Here is a 16,679-nt window from a genome sequence, read left to right on the forward strand (position 1 = left end):
TAAAGCGTGTCGCGTCTGCGACGCGCTTCAGGTCTTTGGTCCATGCATGTCGTTATCGGCGACATGCATTACTTCTTCAATTGGTCGCGCAAGGCGGCGAGCTTGGCGAAGGGCGAGTCCGGGTCGAAGCGTACCGGACGTTCCTCGCGCGGCTTCGGCTGGAAGGCTGGCTTGGCGCCGCCCTTGCCGCGATCAGGACCGCCCTTGCCGTCGGGCCTGCCGCCCTTCCAGTCGGGCCGGCCTTCGCGGCGCTCGGGACGCTCGCCCTGCGGGCGGCCGTCACGGCGCTGTTCACCTTCACCCTGAGGCTTGGGCTTGAACTTCGAACGGTCGAAGCGCGGCTTGCCGGCGCCGTCGCGCCGCCCTTCCTGGGCGGGCCGTTCTCCGGGACCAGAAGAGGCCGGTGCGCCGCCGGCATCGGCTGGTGCATTGCCTCGGCCACGGCCTTGTCCGTTGCGCTGGCGGTTGTTGCGGCCTTCGTGATGGCGGGGGCGCTGTTCGAAACGACCCTGGCGCCACAACAGGATCGGCTTGGGAGCTTCGGCAGCGGGCTCGCCGGCGGCCGCTTCGGCGACCGCGGCAGGCTCGCCCGAAACCGCTTCCGTCGCCGGCGAAGCCTCGGAAACCGGTTCCACTGGCGCGGCCTCGACGGGCTCGGCTTCCGCCTCGGGCTCGGGAGCAGGTTCCGCAGCGGCTTCGGCGACGGCCTCCGCTGCAGGCTCCTCCACGGCCTCGGCCGGAGCGTCCGGTTGCTCTTGCGCGGCGGGCTCCGCAGCCGCTTCCGCGACGGCTTCCGCCGGAACGTCAACGGTGGCTTCGACGGCAGCCGATTCCGATATCTCGACCGCGGCTTCCGCGGCCGTATCCGTTGCGGCAGCCTCCGCGGCCTTGGCCTGCTCGGCGCGAGCGGCTTCTTCCGCCGCGAGCTTGGCCGCGGCGGCTTCCCGCGCGGCAGTGTCCTGCGCGTCGAGCCGTGCCTTGACTTCGGCGGCCAGCTTCGGCTCGGAGCGATAGCCGAGACCCCTGAGGATTTCTTCCATGTCGTCGGCGGTGGCGCCGAGGATCGACATCATCGGCGGCGTTACCATGAAGGACTGGCCGTCATAGGCGCCGTCCGGCCGCTGGCCGAGGCCAGGCTTCCAGTTGGTCGCCGGACGGATAAGATCCGCCAGCCGCTCCAATATGTCGATGCGCACGGCGCGGCGGCCGAGGTTGCGGTAACCGGCGAGCTTGTAGAAGGCCTTGTCGAAGGCCGGATCGATGACCACCGACGTGCGGCCCGACGCCAGTGCGTGGACGACGTCGCCGAAACCCGGCTTGTCCTTGCCATCGTTCATCAGCGCCCACAGCAAGGTCACCAGCCCGGCGGGGTTCGGTTTGATCAGTGCCGGCACGAAGACATGGTAGGCGCCAAAGCGCACGCCGAGCCGGCGCAGCGCCGCACGGCCTTCCTGGTCGAGCGACTTCATCTCCTCGGCGATATCGCGGCGGTTGATGACGCCGAAATTCTCGACCAGCTGGAAGGCGATGCCGCGGCCGATACCGGAGATCTGCTCGGCATTCTTCAGGTCGACCAGCGGCTTCAGCAGCGTTTCGATCTGGAAATTGACGAAACGTTCGGCGCGCGCGGCGACCTTGTCGCGCGCCGAGCCGGTCAATTGTTCGTCGGCCAGCAATACGAGGCGCGGCTTCAGCGCGTCCTCGCCGGAAACCAGCGTGCCGATCGGCGCGCCGATCCAGCGCAGCGTGCCGTCCGAGCCAAGCGCCAGGTCGCCATTGGCGCAGGCGCCGAAGCGTTCGGCGCGCGCCTCGAATTCGGCGGCCAGCGCCTTTTGCGCGGCCGTGCGCACGGCCTTGGCGTCTTCGCCGCCGGCGGTCTGGTCGGCGGTGAAGCGGAACCCCTGCAACTCGCCGACATGGTGGCCTTCGACAAGGACGGTTCCGGTAGGACTGATTTCGGCTTCAGGCATGGTATTTTCTCTAAGGCGCCGCATGAGGACGGAAGTCCTGCGGTCTACAAAGCGTTTCGTCAACCGCTCATGCAGCGCATCCGACAATCTGTCTTCGATTTCGCGCGTCTTTTCCTGCCAGTGTGCCTGATCGGCCAGCCAGCCGGGCCGGTTCGACACGAATGTCCAGGTGCGGATCTGGGCGATGCGGTGCGACAGCGTGTCGATGTCGCCCTCGGTGGTGTCGGCACGGCGTACCTGCTCGGCCATGTAGTTTTCGTCGACATGGCCATGGCGGACGAGGTCCATGTAGATCGAGGCTATGAGGTCGGCATGCTGGGCCGGCGCGATCTTGCGGTAGTCGGGCAGCGCGCAGGCTTCCCACAGCAGCGCCACGCGTTTGGCATCGGTGGCCTGCGCGCGAATGTCGCCGTCGCGCGACAAATATTCGAGCGCCTGTGCATCGACCGCGGGCAGCGCGCGCGTCAGGCCCTCGACCGGCGCGTTGGTCTCGATCGAGCGCTTCAGCGCATCGAGGCTGGCGAAATCGAACTGTGCCGTGCGCCACTGCAGCACCTTCACCGGATCGAAGTCATGGCCTTCGATCTTCTTGACCAGCTCTTCGTCGAGCGGGTCGACCTGGCCGGTGACGCCAAAGGTGCCGTCGCGCAGATGCCGGCCGGCGCGGCCGGCGATCTGGCCAAGCTCGGCCGCCGTCAGATTGCGGTACTGGTAGCCGTCGAATTTGCGGTTCTGGGCGAAGGCGACGTGGTCGAGATCGAGGTTGAGGCCCATGCCGATGGCATCGGTAGCGATGAGATAGTCGACATCGCCCGACTGGAACAGCGCCACCTGGGCGTTGCGGGTGCGCGGCGAGAGCGCGCCGAGCACGACGGCCGCACCGCCCTGCTGGCGCCGGATCAGCTCGGCAATCGCGTAGACCTCGTCGGCGGAGAAGGCGACGATCGCGGTGCGGCGCGGCAGCCGGGTCAGTTTCTTGGAACCGGCATAGGCGAGATGCGACAGCCTCGGCCGCGTCACCACCGAGACGCCCTTCAGCAGGCGCTGCAGGATGCCGTGCATGGTGGCGGCACCAAGCAGCAGCGTCTCCTGGCGGCCGCGCAAGTGAAGGATGCGGTCGGTGAAGATGTGGCCGCGCTCGAGGTCGCCGGCAAGCTGTACTTCGTCGATGGCGACGAAAGCGGCATCCGTCTCACGTGGCATGGCCTCGACGGTGCAGACGGAATACTTCGCGCCTGGCGGCTGGATCTTCTCCTCGCCGGTGATCAGCGCCACCTTGTGGGCACCGACCTTTTCGCAGACGCGGGTGTAGACTTCTCGCGCCAGCAGCCTGAGCGGCAGGCCGATCACACCCGTTTCGTGTGCCACCATGCGCTCGATGGCGAGATGGGTCTTGCCGGTGTTGGTCGGCCCAAGCACGGCGGTCACGTCGCGCCCCGACAGGATCAGCGGCTGGGTGTGTTTCGGCTGGATGTTCATCGGCTCGGAAATAAGGCTTTCTGGCCACTCGTTGTCGGGAGCGTGCCTGGGCGGCGCGTATGACAGGCGACACATAGGGATTTCGGGCGCGAAGCGAAAGCGGAATGTTCCGGCAGGTCGCTGGGGACGCTCGCTTCTATCCGCAAATAAGTCGCTGCTTAACAGTTGGAACGAGTCTGGAACGAATCGGCGACGAATCGCTGACTCACCGAGATTCCGCTTTTGTTCACGGCTACATATGGATTTTCGGACCCTGACTCTCACCACATGCTGAATCGCGGAATTGGCCCGTTTTGTGCTTGGCGGGCCATGCCGTTAAGCTTTGCCGGAGAATGACGGAAACGGCTCGATGCCTTTTGCGCAAGATTATGAAATTGTTAATCTTTCTGAATTGAGTGTTAAGGAGTTCCGAGCGATTCCTGGCCATTAATGTTAACTTCCGCTCAAAGCCAGAACAAATCGGCGACAAAACGGCGCCAGCGACATTTTCCCGTTTTGTTCCTCCAATATGTGGAGTTGTGAACAGCTTATCCACCGACAATCCACAGGCTTGATCACAGGGTTCGCACAGACGGCGCTGCCGCCATTAACCTTTGCGTGCCACTCGGGCACGTGCCGCACAATTCAATGGGCATCGTGACCCATAACGTAGCGTTGCAATACGGGGCCGACATCTCGAATGATCTCTTCGGGCGACAACGCTACCACCGGCTCAAGCCGTAGCAGGTATCGGCACATGGCGAGGCCCAGCAACTGGCTGGCAACCAGTCCGGCACGTCTGCCGGCATCCGCCGGGTCGCCGATCGAAGCGACCATGGGCCTAACCTGGTTAGCGAAGACATCGCGGACCTTGTGGGCTGCGTGCTCGTTCGAAGCCGCCGAGCGCAAAAGAATTATCATTCCGGGTCCGTTGGCTGGACCTTCCCAGTTCACGAGAAAGCGCCTGATCAGCGTCTCGCCGACAGCGGCTGGATCGACCCGCTGATCGGGCAGTTGCAGGTCCACGACTGCCGCCCTGGCGAACAACTCGTCCTTGCTGTGGAAATAACGGATCACCATCGCCGGATCGATCGAGGCTTGGGCTGCAACGTCCCGGATGGAGGCGCCGTCATAGCCGCGCTCGGCGAAAAGTTGGCGCGCGGCCTCGAGGATTTGAGCCCGTGTACGGTCTGACTTGGTGATTTTCGGCTGATTCTCGGTCATGAGGAAGCATATGCCAACGGCTGTTGACAAATGCAATGCACCTCGCTGAAAAGTCAACGACTGTTGATAAACGGAGATGAGAAGATGCTGCCCGAAAAAACTGAAGTCCTGATCATCGGGGCCGGCCCGACCGGCATGGCGCTGTCCATTGCTCTGCACCAGGCCAGCGTCGATCACGTGCTGATCGAGAAGCTTGCTCACCGCCTGCAGACGTCGCGCGCCGGTGTCATCCATGCGCAAACACTGGAGTCGCTCGAACCGCTTGGCGTCACCCAGCGGCTGAGCGAACTTTCGGTCAAGCTGAAAGATTTCGCGATACGCGACCGAAACAGGGCGCTGCTTAAGCTCGATTTCGGCAAGCTCCCATCGAGATATCCTTACTTGATGATGCTGCCGCAGAATCTGACCGAGCAGGTGTTTGCCGAACGGATCTCTGCACTTGGCGGCACCATTCATCGAGAAGTAGAGGCTGTGGCGATTGCTCAAGACAGTGACGGCGCGCAGGTGACAGTGGTTCAAGACGGCCAAAAGAAAATCATATCGGCGCGCTACGTCGTCGGTGCCGACGGCATGCAAAGCCTAGTACGCAAGTCGACAGGCATCGAGTTCGACGGCGAGGCCTATGACGGTTCGTTTGTGCTGGCAGACGTTCATCTCGACTGGCCGGTTGGGCCGACGGAGGTGTCGCTGTTTTTTGCCCCGGCTGGACTGGTGGTGGTGGCGCCACTTCCGGACGGATCTTATCGTGTCGTCGCGACAATGGATGAGGCGCCGGAAAAACCCGATGCCGCCGACATCCAAGCGCTGCTCGACAGCCGCGGACCGACCAGAAAGCCAGCCCGGGTGCTGGGCATCAGCTGGAGTTCGCGCTTCCGCGTTCATCATCGCTTGGTCCGGGCCTATCGCAAGGACCGGCTGTTCCTGATGGGCGATGCCGCCCATGTCCACAGCCCAGCGGGTGGGCAAGGCATGAACACAGGCATCATCGATGCGGTCGTGCTTGGCCAGTTGCTTGGCGATGTGGTGAACGGCGTTCGTTCCGAGGCGGCACTCGACCTTTATGAAACGCTGCGCCGCCCGGCGGCTCAGGAGGTCCTCGACCTCGCGGGCAGGATGACCGACATGGCGCTTGCCCGCAATCCGGTGAAGCGGTTCCTGCGTAATCTGGCGCTTTCCGTGGTGAACCTCAGCCCGCCGCTGAAGCGTCGCATCGCGCTGAAACTGTCAGGGCTAAGCCGGGCGCCACTGGCTCGGCTTCCGGCGCCGTCGGGCAAGCCGGGATCAGTCGCGGCCAGCAAGTCTGAAGCCGGTCTGCATCTGAAACGGGCCGCCTGACGATCGTCGCGAAGCCTTAAGTGAAGTACTGGCCACCATTGGCCGTGATGGTCGAGCCGGTGATGAAACCGGCATCCTGCGAAGCGAGGAAGACGACGCAGCGGGCGATCTCTTCCGGTTCGCCAAGGCGGCCGACCGGAATCTGCGGCAGGATGCGCTCGTTGAGCACCTTCTCGTCGATCGCCTTGACCATCTCGGTGGCGATATAGCCCGGGCAGATGACGTTGACGGTGATGCCGGCGCGAGCCCCCTCCTGGGCCAGTGCCTTGGAGAAGCCGATGTCGCCGGCCTTGGCGGCGGAATAATTGACCTGGCCGGCCTGGCCCTTCTGGCCGTTGATCGAGGAGATGGTGATGACGCGGCCGTACTTGCGGTCGCGCATGCCGCCCCAAAGCGGGTGCGTCATGTTGAAGACGCCCGACAAATTGGTGTCGATGACCTCCTTCCACTGCTCGCGCGTCAATTTGTGGAACATGGCGTCACGGGTGATGCCGGCGTTGTTGACCAGCACCGAGACCGGGCCGAGATCGGCCTCGACCTGTTTGATGCCGGCGGCGCAAGCGTCGTAGTCGGCGACCGACCATTTGTAGACCGGAATGCCGGTTTCGGCCTTGAACTTCGCCGCCGCCTCATCGTTGCCGGCGTAGTTCGCGGCGACCGAATAGCCGGCGTTCTTCAAAGCGATCGAGATCGCCGCGCCAATGCCTCGCGATCCGCCGGTGACGATTGCTACCTTGGTCATGCGTTTCCCCTTTTGATATCGCCCTGTTGTCGGGCTTGGCAGGCACTGGATATGAAACGGGCGGCTCGCGCCGCCCGTCAAGGATTTGTCATAGCGCTTCCACGCACAGGGCGACGCCCATGCCGCCGCCGATGCATAATGTGGCGAGGCCCTTCTTGGCGCCGCGGCGCCGCATCTCGAAGACCAGCGTGTTGAAGATGCGGGCGCCGGAAGCGCCGATCGGATGGCCGATGGCGATGGCGCCGCCGTTGACGTTGACGATCGAGGGATCCCAGCCCATACCCTTGTTGACCGCGCAAGCCTGCGCGGCGAAAGCCTCGTTGGCTTCGACCAGATCGAGATCGCCGACCGACCAGCCAGCCTTCTCCAGCGCGCGCTTCGAAGCCGGGATCGGGCCGGTGCCCATGATCGCCGGGTCGACGCCGGCGGTTGCCCAGGAGGCGATGCGCGCCAGCGGCGTGATGCCGCGCCTTGCGGCTTCGGCTTCGCTCATCAGCAGAGCGCCGGCCGCACCGTCATTGATGCCGGAGGCGTTGGCGGCAGTCACGGTGCCTTCCTTGTCGAAGGCCGGCTTCAGCTTGGTCATGGCATCCAGCGTCGCGCCGTGGCGGATGTACTCGTCCTGGTCGACAATGGTGTCGCCCTTCCGGCCCTTGATGGTGAAGGCGACGATCTCGTCCTTGAACTTGCCGGCCTTCTGCGCCGCCTCGGCCTTGTTCTGCGAGGCCAGCGCGAACTGGTCCTGGTCGTCGCGGGTAATCTGGAACTGGCGGGCAACGTTCTCGGCGGTGTTGCCCATGTGATAGCCGTTGAAGGCATCCCACAGCCCGTCCTTGATCATGGTGTCGATCATCTTGTAGTCGCCCATCTTGACGCCGGCGCGCAGATGTTCGGCGTGCGGCGACATCGACATCGACTCCTGGCCGCCGGCGATGATCACCTTGGCGTCGCCGGTGGCGATCTGCTGCATGCCGAGCGCGATGGCGCGCAGGCCCGAGCCGCAAACCTGGTTGAGGCCCCAGGCGGTGGTCTCCTTGGGCAGGCCGGCCAGGATCGAGGCCTGACGGGCCGGGTTCTGGCCTTGGGCCGCGGTCAGCACCTGACCGAGGATCACCTCGTCGACTTCGGCGGCCTCGACACCGGCGCGCGACAAAAGCCCCTTGATGACGACGGCGCCGAGTTCATGCGCCGGGGTGGCCGCGAAAGCACCGTTGAAGGAGCCAACGGCCGTGCGTGCGGCACTGGCGACAACGATGGAATTGGCAGAGGACATTTTCTTCTCCAGACTTCGAGCTGTCGTGTTTTTGGGCATTGTTGGCGACTTTTCTTGCCCTTTCCATGATCCAAGTCAAACCTGAAATGGGCATGGCGCCCATGCGCCGCAAGCAGGCCGCATGTTGCCATGGAGGCGGTCCTTGCATTGCTGCGCAGCATATTGTGCCCGTCCTGCAGCATTAAATGATGCCGCACTGCACAAACTGCTTGGAATTATGAGGCTTTTGCGCATATCCTCAAAAAGGGCGCAATCGTTACCGGCTGCTTACTCAGGCGCGCCGGTGTCCGGGGAGGATGCAGATGGCCGCAAAAGACGACCCGATCATTATCAAGAAATACGCCAATCGCCGCCTCTATAATACGGGGACGAGCACCTATGTGACGCTCGAGGACCTGGCCGAAATGGTCAAGAAGGGCGAGGAGTTCACCGTCCAGGATGCCAAGACCGGTGACGACATCACGCATCCGGTGCTGACACAGATCATTTTCGAGCTTGAGAACAAGGATGGGCAGAACATGCTGCCGATCCCGTTCCTGCGCCAGTTGATCGCCTTCTATGGCGACCAGATGCAGATGATCGTGCCGAGCTTCCTCGAACAGTCGATGATCGCCTTTTCCAAGGAGCAGGAGCGGTTTCGCGAGCAGATGAAGGGCACCATCGGCAAGTCGCCGCTCGACGTCATGAAGATGGCGACGCCGATGAAGGCGCTGGAAGAGCAGACGCGACGCAACATGGAAATGTTCCAGAACGCGATGCGGCTGTTCACACCGTTTCCGCCCGCGGGCTCGGCGCCCGCAGCGGCCCCTGCCGAACCGGCCAGGAAAGAAGCGCAGCCCGAAAAGCCCGACGATCTGCAACAGCTGAAGGATCAGATCGCGGCCATGCAGCGCAAACTCGACACGATGTCGTGAGCCGGCTGGTCATCGGCAAGGCTTGGGCCAGATCCGGCCCTTGCCTTACCCGTCGATCGTGAGCTGCCATAATTCCCAGATGTCGTCTGCCTGCCCGTCGAGCGAGCGGTAGAATGCCTTGGCCGGCTCGTTGGATCGCAACACCGTCCACTTGATGGCGGATGCGCCAATGCCGATGGCATGGTCGCGGAGCCGGCCGACAAGGGCATGTCCAACCGACATGCCGCGCGCCGCCCCGGCGACGTAGAGTTCCTTGAGCACCACGACCGGCTTCAGATCGTAGGTCCAGGGTATGAGATAGTGGACGGCGATGCCGACGATCGCCGCGTCGACTTCCGCCACCAACACGCCTAAGCGGGGCGATGGTCCGAGCCCATGCTCGACGATGTCCGCTTCGGTGACGCGGAACTTGTCGTCATAGCCCTCGAACACCGCCAGCGCCCGCATGAGGACGAGCACCGCGCCGACATCCCGCCGCTCGAACGGACGCACGATAACCGTCGCCGTTTTGCCCGCCGGGCTCCGCGTTTGGATCATGCCGGAAAAGTACCAGGCTCCTTGCCCGAGGCGAAAGCAAGCTCTTCGTCCTGCCAGCCTGAAATGCCACCGATCATGATCTTGACCGGCAAGCCGAGGCTGGCAAGTCTGAAGGCCGCCCGATCCGCGCCATTGCAATGCGGGCCGGCGCAATAGACCACGAACAGCGTGCCTGCCGGCCATTCCGCCATCCGCCCGGCCGATATCTCGCGGTGCGGTAGATGCAGGGCGCCCGGCACATGGCGGCGTTCATAGGCTTGCGGCGAACCAACCACGTGCAGCAGGACAAAGTCCGGCTCGCCGGCGCGTAGAGTGGCGGCGACGTCGGAACAGTCGGTCTCGACGGAAAGCCGGTGCAGGAAATGGTCCCGGGCAATCTCCGGCGATGCCGCCGGTATGTCTGTCACGTAGCTCATCAAATGTCTCCATCTCTGACGGAGCTGGTCTCCATCCGTTGATGGATCCGAGATAGCGCGGCGAGCCAGGCGATTGCAGCTGGCAGCTTTGCCATATATCGTCAAGATCATGCCAAACTTGCCTCTCGCCAATCCGCGCCCCATTAATCCACCCCCCACTAATCCACCCCTTGCCAATCGGCTTGTCGTTGCCGTTGCCTATGACGGGTTGTGCACGTTCGAATTTGGCGTGGCGGCCGAAATGTTCGCCTTGCCCAGGCCGGAGATGGGCGCGGATTGGTACCGCTTCGCCGTCGCCGGCATAGATGCCGGTGAAATGCGCGCGATGGGCGGTGTGCGCATCGTCGCCGATGGCGGGCCCGATCTGATCGGCGAGGCCGGCACGGTGATCGTGCCTGGATGGCGCGGTGTGGATTGTCCTGTGCCGCCATTGTTGATCGAAGCGCTTCGCAAGGCCAGCGAGCGGGGCGCACGCATTCTGTCCATCTGCTCGGGCGTCTTCGTGCTTGCCGCGGCCGGCCTGCTGGCAGGCAAGAGGGCGACCACGCATTGGCGCTACAGCGAGAGGCTGAGGGAGATGTATCCCCACATCGCCGTGGTCCCGGACGTCTTGTATATCGATGAGGGAAGTGTGCTGACATCGGCCGGAAGTGCTGCCGGCATCGATCTGTGCCTGCACCTGGTGCGGCGCGACTTCGGCACCAAGGCGGCCAACATGGTTGCGCGCCGACTGGTCGTGCCGCCACATCGGGATGGCGGCCAGGCGCAGTATGTCGAGAACTCGGTTCCCGAGATCCATGAACGCAGCCGGCTTGGACCGTTGATCGACAGGATGCGCGCCAATATTTCCGCCGATTATCCCGTCGCCATCCTGGCCGGCCTGGCCGGGATGAGCGAGCGGACATTTCTGCGCCGGTTCGCGGCCGCAACCGGCGTCACGCCGGCGCGCTGGCTGCTTTCGGAACGGCTTTCGCGGGCGCGCACGCTGCTGGAAGACACGAGCATGCCGATCGAGCGGATTGCCGAGACCGCCGGATTTGGCGCGGCGGCGACGTTGCGGCATCACTTTCGTCAACAATTCTCGACCACGCCCGCCGCGTACCGGGCGCGGTTCGGGACCAACGCCACCTGACGGTTTCGCCCGCCGTCAGGGCAACAGTCCCTCATAGCGGCCGCGCGGCCGGATGATGCTGCCGCTGACGATCTGCTCGACCATGTGCGCGGCCCAGCCGACGCTGCGTCCGAGCGCGAACAAATGAAAGGGCGCGTCGCGCGGCAGACCGAGGCCGCGCGTCAGCACGGCCAAGGCAAAATCGATGTTCGGGCGGGCGCCGGTCGCGGCAGTGGCGGCCGCTTCCAGTGCGCGCAAGGTCTCGTCGGTATTGCCGATGGCCGACAGAAGCGCCGTGGCCCGGGGATCGCCCTCGGGATAAAGCTGATGGCCGAACCCAGGCAGCGGCCGGTCATGGCCAAGCCAGCGCCGGATCGTGGCATCGGCGCCATGGCGCGCCGCATCCTCCGCCAACTGCATCACGGCTTCGCCGGCCCCACCGTGCCGCGGGCCCGAAAGTGTCGCGAGGCCGGCCAGCAGGCAAGCGGCCGGCGAGGCGCCGGTCGAGGCCGCGACGCGGGCGGCGAAGGTCGAGGCGTTGAGTTCGTGATCTGCGAGCAGCACGAGGGCGCGGCGGATCGCTTCGGCGCCGCCATCATCGACTGACCAGCCCCGCGCCAGTCGCCGATGCACCGGATCCGGTCCCGCCGAAGCGCCAAGGGCGCCGGCGAGCGTGCCGATTGCGCGCGCGGCGTCTGCGCACAGCGAGGCGGCGCTGCGCCCAAGCGAGGGTCGCCCCTGACCGGCGAGCAAGGCGAGTTGTGCAAAGGCCTGGGCGCGGCCGAACTGATGCGGTGCATCCGGCGCAGGCGCTTCGAAATGGACCGGTTCAGGCAGGGCCCAAAGCACGCTGGCGGTCTCCTCCAGCGTGGCATGGTTGGACAGCGTGGCGGCGGCCTTGCCGCGATAGATGAGCTGGCCGTGCCAAACGGTCGAGACCGCGGTGACGATCGACGGCTCACCCCAGGCAATGGCGCTTTCGGCTATGGCCGAGGGTCTGCGTCCGCGTGCCCTGCGCGTTGCAAGTGCTGCGATGTCGTCGGCGCGATATTCGCTGCGGCGCGGATCGCCGCGGTCCGGGCGCATGCCGATGCGCCCGCGGCTGACATAGGCATAGAGCGTCTGCGGCCGCACCTTGAGCCTCTCCAGCGCCTCCTCCCGCGACAACCATTCCGACATTTCTGGCCTTGATATTGATTCTATTGATCAAGATTGATGACCGCTTTGCCTAGCTCTATCTCCGATCCGCAAAAGCTTCAAGGAGACAAGGCCATGGCGAATGGGCTCGATGATGTGGTGGCGGCCGAAACCGTGCTGTCCGACGTGGATGGCCTGGGCGGCCGCCTGACGATCCGCGGCCATTCGCTGCCGGAACTGGCCGGACGATGGAATTATCCGGAAGTGGTGCGCCTGCTGCTCGATGGCTTCTTCGAGGATCTGCCTGGTGATGCCGAACTGGCGGCGAGGCTGGGCGAGGCCCGCGGCGAGGTGTTCGACCGGCTCCTGCCTTCGCTGACCTTGCTGGCGCCGCTTGACGTTTACAGCGCCATGCGCGCAGGGATGGCTCTTTTGCCCGACGGCGAGACCCTGACGGACGCCTTGCGGCTGATCGCGGCGCCGGCGGTGCTGACGCCTGCTCTGCTGCGCCTGCGGCGCGGTGAGCAGCCGGTGGCGCCGGACGACAAGGCTGGTCATGCCGTCGACATGCTGCGGATGCTCAGGGGTTCCGTTCCATCGCCGGCGATGGCAAAGGCGCTCGACACCTATCTGGTGACCGTCTGCGACCATGGTCTCAACGCCTCGACCTTCGCCACCCGCGTCGTCGCTTCGACATTGGCCGGGCTGACTTCGTCGGTGCTGGCAGGTCTCGGCGCGCTCAAGGGGCCGCTGCATGGAGGCGCGCCCGGCCCGGTCATCGAAATGCTCGACGCGATCGAGGCGCATGGCGACGCGGCCGGCTGGCTGCGCGACGAGATCGCGCATGGCAGGCGCATCATGGGTTTCGGCCATCGCATCTACCGCGTGCGCGATCCGCGCGCCGATGTCCTCAAAGCGGTTGTGCGGCAGCTCGGCGGCGAGGGTGAGACCGGCCGACGGCTGGCTTTCGCCGAAAAGGTCGAGCAGACGGCGCTCGAGGTGCTGCGGATCGCCAAGCCGCAGCGCTCGCTGCAGACCAATGTCGAGTTCTACACCGCGCTGGTGCTGGAAGCGGCGGGTTTTCCGCCGCAGGCTTTCAGCAACGTCTTTGCCGCCGGCCGCGTTTGCGGCTGGATCGCACACGCGCGCGAACAGCAGACGACCGGACGGCTGATCCGCCCGCAATCGCGCTATATCGGCCCCGTGCCGGATCTGGTCGCTTAGGCTTCCCTGCCGATTAGAGAAGCCAGCCCCTCCGCTTGAAGCGGAGGGGCTTTTCCGCATGACCGAAATTTGATGTGATCACGCGACCGTGTTCGTGTTCTTGCCTTGGTCCGTCCTTATATGCTGCACTGCAACATAGGGCGCCGGAAGTTGCTTCCTTTCAATGACGTGAGGGCAGCTTGGCGCATCAGCATGACAGGAACGCCATGACGAAGAACGGCAAGGCGGAGGAAAAGAAGAGGATCAACATCGCGCTTCAGGGCGGCGGCTCGCACGGCGCCTTTTCCTGGGGTGTGCTCGACCGGCTGCTGGAGGATGGCAGGCTGGAGATATCGGCCGTCTCCGGCACCAGCGCCGGCGCCATGAACGCCGTGGCGCTGGCCGACGGATATGTGCGCGGCGGTGTCGACGGGGCGCGCAAGAAGCTGCACGATTTCTGGCGTGCCGTGGCGGCGAAAGGCCGGTTCAGCCCGGTGCAACGGATGCCGTGGGACGTCGCCTGGGGCAATTGGTCGATCGAGAACACGCCGGGCTACGTCGTCTTCGACACCATGTCTCGGGTGTTCTCGCCCTATGTCGCCAACCCGCTCGGCCTCAATCCGCTGCGCGACGTGGTGGAGCAGGAGATCGACTTCAAGAATGTCCGCGCCTGCAAGTCGATGGAGCTGTTCATCTCCGCCACCAATGTCGAGACCGGGCAGTTGCGGGTGTTCTCCGACGGCGAGATCGACCTCGACACGGTGATGGCCTCGGCCTGCCTGCCGCAACTGTTCCGCGCCGTCGAGATCAAGGGCGTACCCTATTGGGATGGCGGCTATGGCGGCAATCCGGCGCTGTTCCCGTTCTTCAAGTCGGCGGCGACCGAGGATGTGCTTTTGGTGCAGATCAATCCGGTGGTGCGCGAGGGCACGCCAAAGAGCGCCAACGAGATCCAGAACCGGATCGACGAGATCACCTTCAACGCGGGGCTGTTGCGCGAATTCCGGTCGATCGCCTTCGTCAAGGAACTGATCGCCGCCGGCCGCCTGCCGCATGGCGAATACCGCGACATCCGCATGCACCGCATCGATGCCGACGAGGCGTTCAAGGATCTGTCGGCTTCGTCCAAGGTCAATGCCGAATGGGCGTTCCTGAGCTATCTCAGAGATCTCGGCCGCACCGCCGCCAGCGACTGGCTGGAGGAAAACTACGACGCCGTCGGCAAGCGGCCGACGCTGGATCTTTCCGGCGAACTCGGCGATGGCTACAAGCCGGTGCGTGGTCCAGCACCCGGCCGCCGGGTCAAGGAGTTTCTTGCCGCGCGCAAGAACCCGGAGGCGGAGCGCCGCCGGGCCTGAACCCGCCGGCGCCCGCTGTCATTGGATGGCGCCTGGCAATCCGGCGATCCGGCGGGGCGACAACCTTCGCGTGTGTGGGAGGCTTCATCATGCTGACGCCTGCTGCCAGCGACGTTGCGCGCTGTCGCACGGCATGGCTGGACAGTGGTGCGCGGAGCGGTCCACACCAACCTCTGCGACCGGCACGGAAAATAGTCCGGGTTTGCGCAGCCGCACCGTGCCCGGCGTTCACCGCGAACCGGTGGGCCTTGCCGATCCCCGACATTCCGCGCGGCAGCGTGTCGACGCCTCGCGGCGCCGGACCCTATGCCGGCGACCTGCCTCGGAGAACCTCGCCTTATTGGCTCGCTTTGGCCTTTTGCCAGGAATTTCAATGTATTAGCCAACTTCACGAAGCCGCGCTTCGATATTGCTTCGCTGGCCAAAAATCTTCTGGCCCGTTCCTCGAAATGGGTATCCTCGTAAAGTATCCAGCGAGGATGACGGCTCCATCCCGGCGTGCATCGCGCTGCCCGTCGCCAATGACAGATCAGTCGTTTGAGGCTGGTCAGTAAAGGCGGATCGTGAGCTGGCAGCGAGGCCACTGAACCAGTATTTTAGCAGATCGAGAACCGTTTCCCGGCGGCCACACCTTGCCCGGTCACGCAATGCTGCTGCAACTTTCGGACTATATTGCGGTGCAACTTTGATGTAGAAGCGCGCTCGCCGATCACGGCAATTTGAACCCGGTCAGGCGCGCACCCATATCGGCGACGCGCCCGCGCTATGAAGGCGCGGTGCTGGCCGAACCCGCAGTGGACAAATGACGATGCCTAAGATCAGGTTTCACAAGCTTGCAGCCATTGTTGTGCTCATTGGCTTCGCGGCCTGGATGGGGACTGGCGAGTTCTCATCGGTCGGCAGCGTTGCCGCAAACAAGGCCAAGGCAGCCGAAGTCGAGCAAGGCAAGGCGCCAGACGCCAGCAGGCCGAAGGCGGCGGAAGCCGAACCGAAGGCGGTGTTGCGCACCGTCGCGGTGGTGACGCCGCCGCGCAAGACCTATGCGCGCGCCATCCGCATTTCCGGGCTGACCGAGGCCGACAAGCGCGCGGTGCTCGCAACGCGTGTCGCCGGCGTGATCGACAAGCTGCCAGTCAAGCAAGGCGATCACGTCAAGACTGGCGACCTGGTGCTGATGCTCGCGGCGGAAGAAAAGATCTCGATGGTCGACAACGCCAAGCAGCTTGTGGCGCAGCGCCAGGCGGAGCTGGACGCGTCGCTGCGGCTGATGAAGACCGGCAATCTGCCCAAGCTGCAGCTCGACACCGCCCGCTCCAATCTGACCCTGGCGCAGTCGCAGCTGGATACCGCGCAGGCCGAGCTCGACCGCAACGAAGTCAAGGCGCCGTTCGACGGCGTCATCGACCGGGTGCCGGTGGAACTGGGCAGCTCCGTCATGCAGGGCGGCGAGGTGGCGACCATCCTCAAGCTCGATCCGGTGATCGCGCGCGGCGAGATCAGCGAGCGCGACCTCGGCTATCTCAAGCTCGGCGACAAGGCCAATGTGCGGCTGGTCGGCGGCCAGACGGTCGAAGGCACGGTGCGCTACATCAGCCGCGATGCGTCGTCGGCGACCCGCACCTTCCGTATCGAGGTCGCCATTCCCAATGCCGACGGCTCCGTGCCGGCCGGCATGACGGCGGAAATCCAGCTCAGCGCGCTGCCGACCGACGCGGTGCTTTTGCCGCGTTCGGTGGTGACGCTCGGCGACAAGGGCGATCTCGGCATCCGCGCCGTCGGCAAGGACAACAAGGTGGCGTTCTTCCCGATCGACCTGGTCGACGACACGCCGACCGGCCTCGTGCTTGGCGGCATCCCGGCCGATGCGCGCATCATCGTTGCCGGTCAGGAGCTGGTGAAGGAAGGCGATGAGGTCAAGCCCGTCGAGGCCGACCAGGCGACCATCAACAAGCTGATCGGCGAAGCCACCGCGGGGACGCAGTAGCGCAGGGCGCCAGCGCC

The 16,679-nt window shown here is 64.6% G+C and carries 13 protein-coding genes; 6 read left to right on the forward strand and 7 right to left on the reverse strand.

The window, feature by feature from the left end; translation table 11 throughout:
• Positions 1-68: 68 nt before the first annotated feature.
• On the reverse strand, positions 69-3,449 hold the full coding sequence (locus A3AU_RS0116790) for a helicase-related protein (protein ID WP_027053888.1): 3,381 nt from the start codon (positions 3,447-3,449) through the stop codon (positions 69-71).
• Between the two features lie 624 nt (positions 3,450-4,073).
• Entirely contained in the window at positions 4,074-4,886 is an 813-nt protein-coding gene (locus tag A3AU_RS0116795) for a TetR/AcrR family transcriptional regulator (protein WP_335335953.1), read from the reverse strand.
• Here A3AU_RS0116795 and A3AU_RS0116800 point away from each other — a divergent pair.
• Positions 4,788-5,987 (forward strand): FAD-dependent oxidoreductase, encoded by a 1,200-nt coding sequence (locus A3AU_RS0116800; protein WP_245235513.1) that lies wholly within the window; start codon positions 4,788-4,790, stop codon positions 5,985-5,987. The genes A3AU_RS0116795 and A3AU_RS0116800 overlap by 99 nt on opposite strands.
• A 16-nt stretch (positions 5,988-6,003) precedes the next feature.
• On the opposite strand, the gene phbB is transcribed toward A3AU_RS0116800, so the two are convergent.
• Both phbB and A3AU_RS0116810 read right to left on the reverse strand, forming a co-directional pair.
• The gene (phbB, locus tag A3AU_RS0116805; protein ID WP_027053891.1) at positions 6,004-6,729 is read right to left on the reverse strand and encodes an acetoacetyl-CoA reductase; all 726 of its coding nucleotides are present in this window, start codon (positions 6,727-6,729) and stop codon (positions 6,004-6,006) included.
• Positions 6,730-6,817: 88 nt separating this feature from the next.
• Positions 6,818-8,002, reverse strand: a complete 1,185-nt coding sequence (locus A3AU_RS0116810) for an acetyl-CoA C-acetyltransferase (protein ID WP_027053892.1) — start codon at positions 8,000-8,002, stop codon at positions 6,818-6,820.
• Between the two features lie 302 nt (positions 8,003-8,304).
• On the opposite strand from A3AU_RS0116810, the gene phaR reads away from it, so the two are divergent.
• On the forward strand, positions 8,305-8,916 hold the full coding sequence (phaR, locus tag A3AU_RS0116815) for a polyhydroxyalkanoate synthesis repressor PhaR (protein ID WP_027053893.1): 612 nt from the start codon (positions 8,305-8,307) through the stop codon (positions 8,914-8,916).
• A 45-nt stretch (positions 8,917-8,961) separates the two neighbouring features.
• On the opposite strand, the gene A3AU_RS01000000135605 is transcribed toward phaR, so the two are convergent.
• Positions 8,962-9,453 carry a GNAT family N-acetyltransferase gene (locus tag A3AU_RS01000000135605; protein ID WP_051355390.1) on the reverse strand — a complete coding sequence of 164 codons (492 nt, stop codon included), beginning with the start codon at positions 9,451-9,453 and terminating at the stop codon, positions 8,962-8,964.
• Positions 9,450-9,872 (reverse strand): rhodanese-like domain-containing protein, encoded by a 423-nt coding sequence (locus tag A3AU_RS0116825; protein WP_209444655.1) that lies wholly within the window; start codon positions 9,870-9,872, stop codon positions 9,450-9,452. Before A3AU_RS0116825 ends, A3AU_RS01000000135605 begins: the two co-directional genes overlap by 4 nt.
• Positions 9,873-9,978: 106 nt before the next feature.
• On the opposite strand from A3AU_RS0116825, the gene ftrA reads away from it, so the two are divergent.
• Entirely contained in the window at positions 9,979-11,001 is a 1,023-nt protein-coding gene (gene ftrA / locus A3AU_RS0116830; protein WP_418001069.1) for a transcriptional regulator FtrA, read from the forward strand.
• A 15-nt stretch (positions 11,002-11,016) separates the two neighbouring features.
• Here ftrA and A3AU_RS0116835 read toward each other — a convergent pair whose 3' ends face one another.
• The gene (locus A3AU_RS0116835) at positions 11,017-12,159 is read right to left on the reverse strand and encodes a citrate synthase family protein (protein ID WP_027053896.1); all 1,143 of its coding nucleotides are present in this window, start codon (positions 12,157-12,159) and stop codon (positions 11,017-11,019) included.
• 93 nt (positions 12,160-12,252) lie between these two features.
• On the opposite strand from A3AU_RS0116835, the gene A3AU_RS0116840 reads away from it, so the two are divergent.
• The 3 genes from A3AU_RS0116840 (at position 12,253) to A3AU_RS0116850 (ending at position 16,662) form a co-directional block, all read left to right on the forward strand.
• Positions 12,253-13,341 (forward strand): citrate synthase/methylcitrate synthase, encoded by a 1,089-nt coding sequence (locus A3AU_RS0116840; RefSeq protein ID WP_027053897.1) that lies wholly within the window; start codon positions 12,253-12,255, stop codon positions 13,339-13,341.
• Positions 13,342-13,547: 206 nt separating this feature from the next.
• The gene (locus A3AU_RS0116845) at positions 13,548-14,678 is read left to right on the forward strand and encodes a patatin-like phospholipase family protein (protein WP_027053898.1); all 1,131 of its coding nucleotides are present in this window, start codon (positions 13,548-13,550) and stop codon (positions 14,676-14,678) included.
• A gap of 808 nt (positions 14,679-15,486) precedes the next feature.
• Positions 15,487-16,662: an efflux RND transporter periplasmic adaptor subunit gene (locus A3AU_RS0116850; protein ID WP_027053899.1), complete on the forward strand. Its 1,176-nt coding sequence runs from the start codon at positions 15,487-15,489 to the stop codon at positions 16,660-16,662.
• Positions 16,663-16,679 lie beyond the last annotated feature (17 nt).

Source organism: Mesorhizobium erdmanii USDA 3471, from assembly GCF_000472705.1.
In the GTDB taxonomy this organism is placed as follows: Bacteria; Pseudomonadota; Alphaproteobacteria; order Rhizobiales; family Rhizobiaceae; genus Mesorhizobium; species Mesorhizobium erdmanii.

Bases quoted from the DNA above. Each gene is read 5' to 3' on its own strand.
- A3AU_RS0116810 (WP_027053892.1), bottom strand. From the start codon at position 8,002: ATGTCCTCTGCCAATTCCATCGTTGTCGCCAGTGCCGCACGCACGGCC.
- A3AU_RS0116835 (WP_027053896.1), bottom strand. From the start codon at position 12,159: ATGTCGGAATGGTTGTCGCGGGAGGAGGCGCTGGAGAGGCTCAAGGTG.
- A3AU_RS01000000135605 (WP_051355390.1), bottom strand. From the start codon at position 9,453: ATGATCCAAACGCGGAGCCCGGCGGGCAAAACGGCGACGGTTATCGTG.
- A3AU_RS0116840 (WP_027053897.1), top strand. From the start codon at position 12,253: ATGGCGAATGGGCTCGATGATGTGGTGGCGGCCGAAACCGTGCTGTCC.
- A3AU_RS0116795 (WP_335335953.1), bottom strand. From the start codon at position 4,886: ATGGATGACACCGGCGCGCGACGTCTGCAGGCGGTGAGCAAGCTTCTC.
- phbB (WP_027053891.1), bottom strand. From the start codon at position 6,729: ATGACCAAGGTAGCAATCGTCACCGGCGGATCGCGAGGCATTGGCGCG.
- ftrA (WP_418001069.1), top strand. From the start codon at position 9,979: ATGCCAAACTTGCCTCTCGCCAATCCGCGCCCCATTAATCCACCCCCC.
- A3AU_RS0116845 (WP_027053898.1), top strand. From the start codon at position 13,548: ATGACGAAGAACGGCAAGGCGGAGGAAAAGAAGAGGATCAACATCGCG.
- A3AU_RS0116800 (WP_245235513.1), top strand. From the start codon at position 4,788: ATGGCGCTGTCCATTGCTCTGCACCAGGCCAGCGTCGATCACGTGCTG.
- phaR (WP_027053893.1), top strand. From the start codon at position 8,305: ATGGCCGCAAAAGACGACCCGATCATTATCAAGAAATACGCCAATCGC.
- A3AU_RS0116850 (WP_027053899.1), top strand. From the start codon at position 15,487: ATGCCTAAGATCAGGTTTCACAAGCTTGCAGCCATTGTTGTGCTCATT.
- A3AU_RS0116790 (WP_027053888.1), bottom strand. From the start codon at position 3,449: ATGAACATCCAGCCGAAACACACCCAGCCGCTGATCCTGTCGGGGCGC.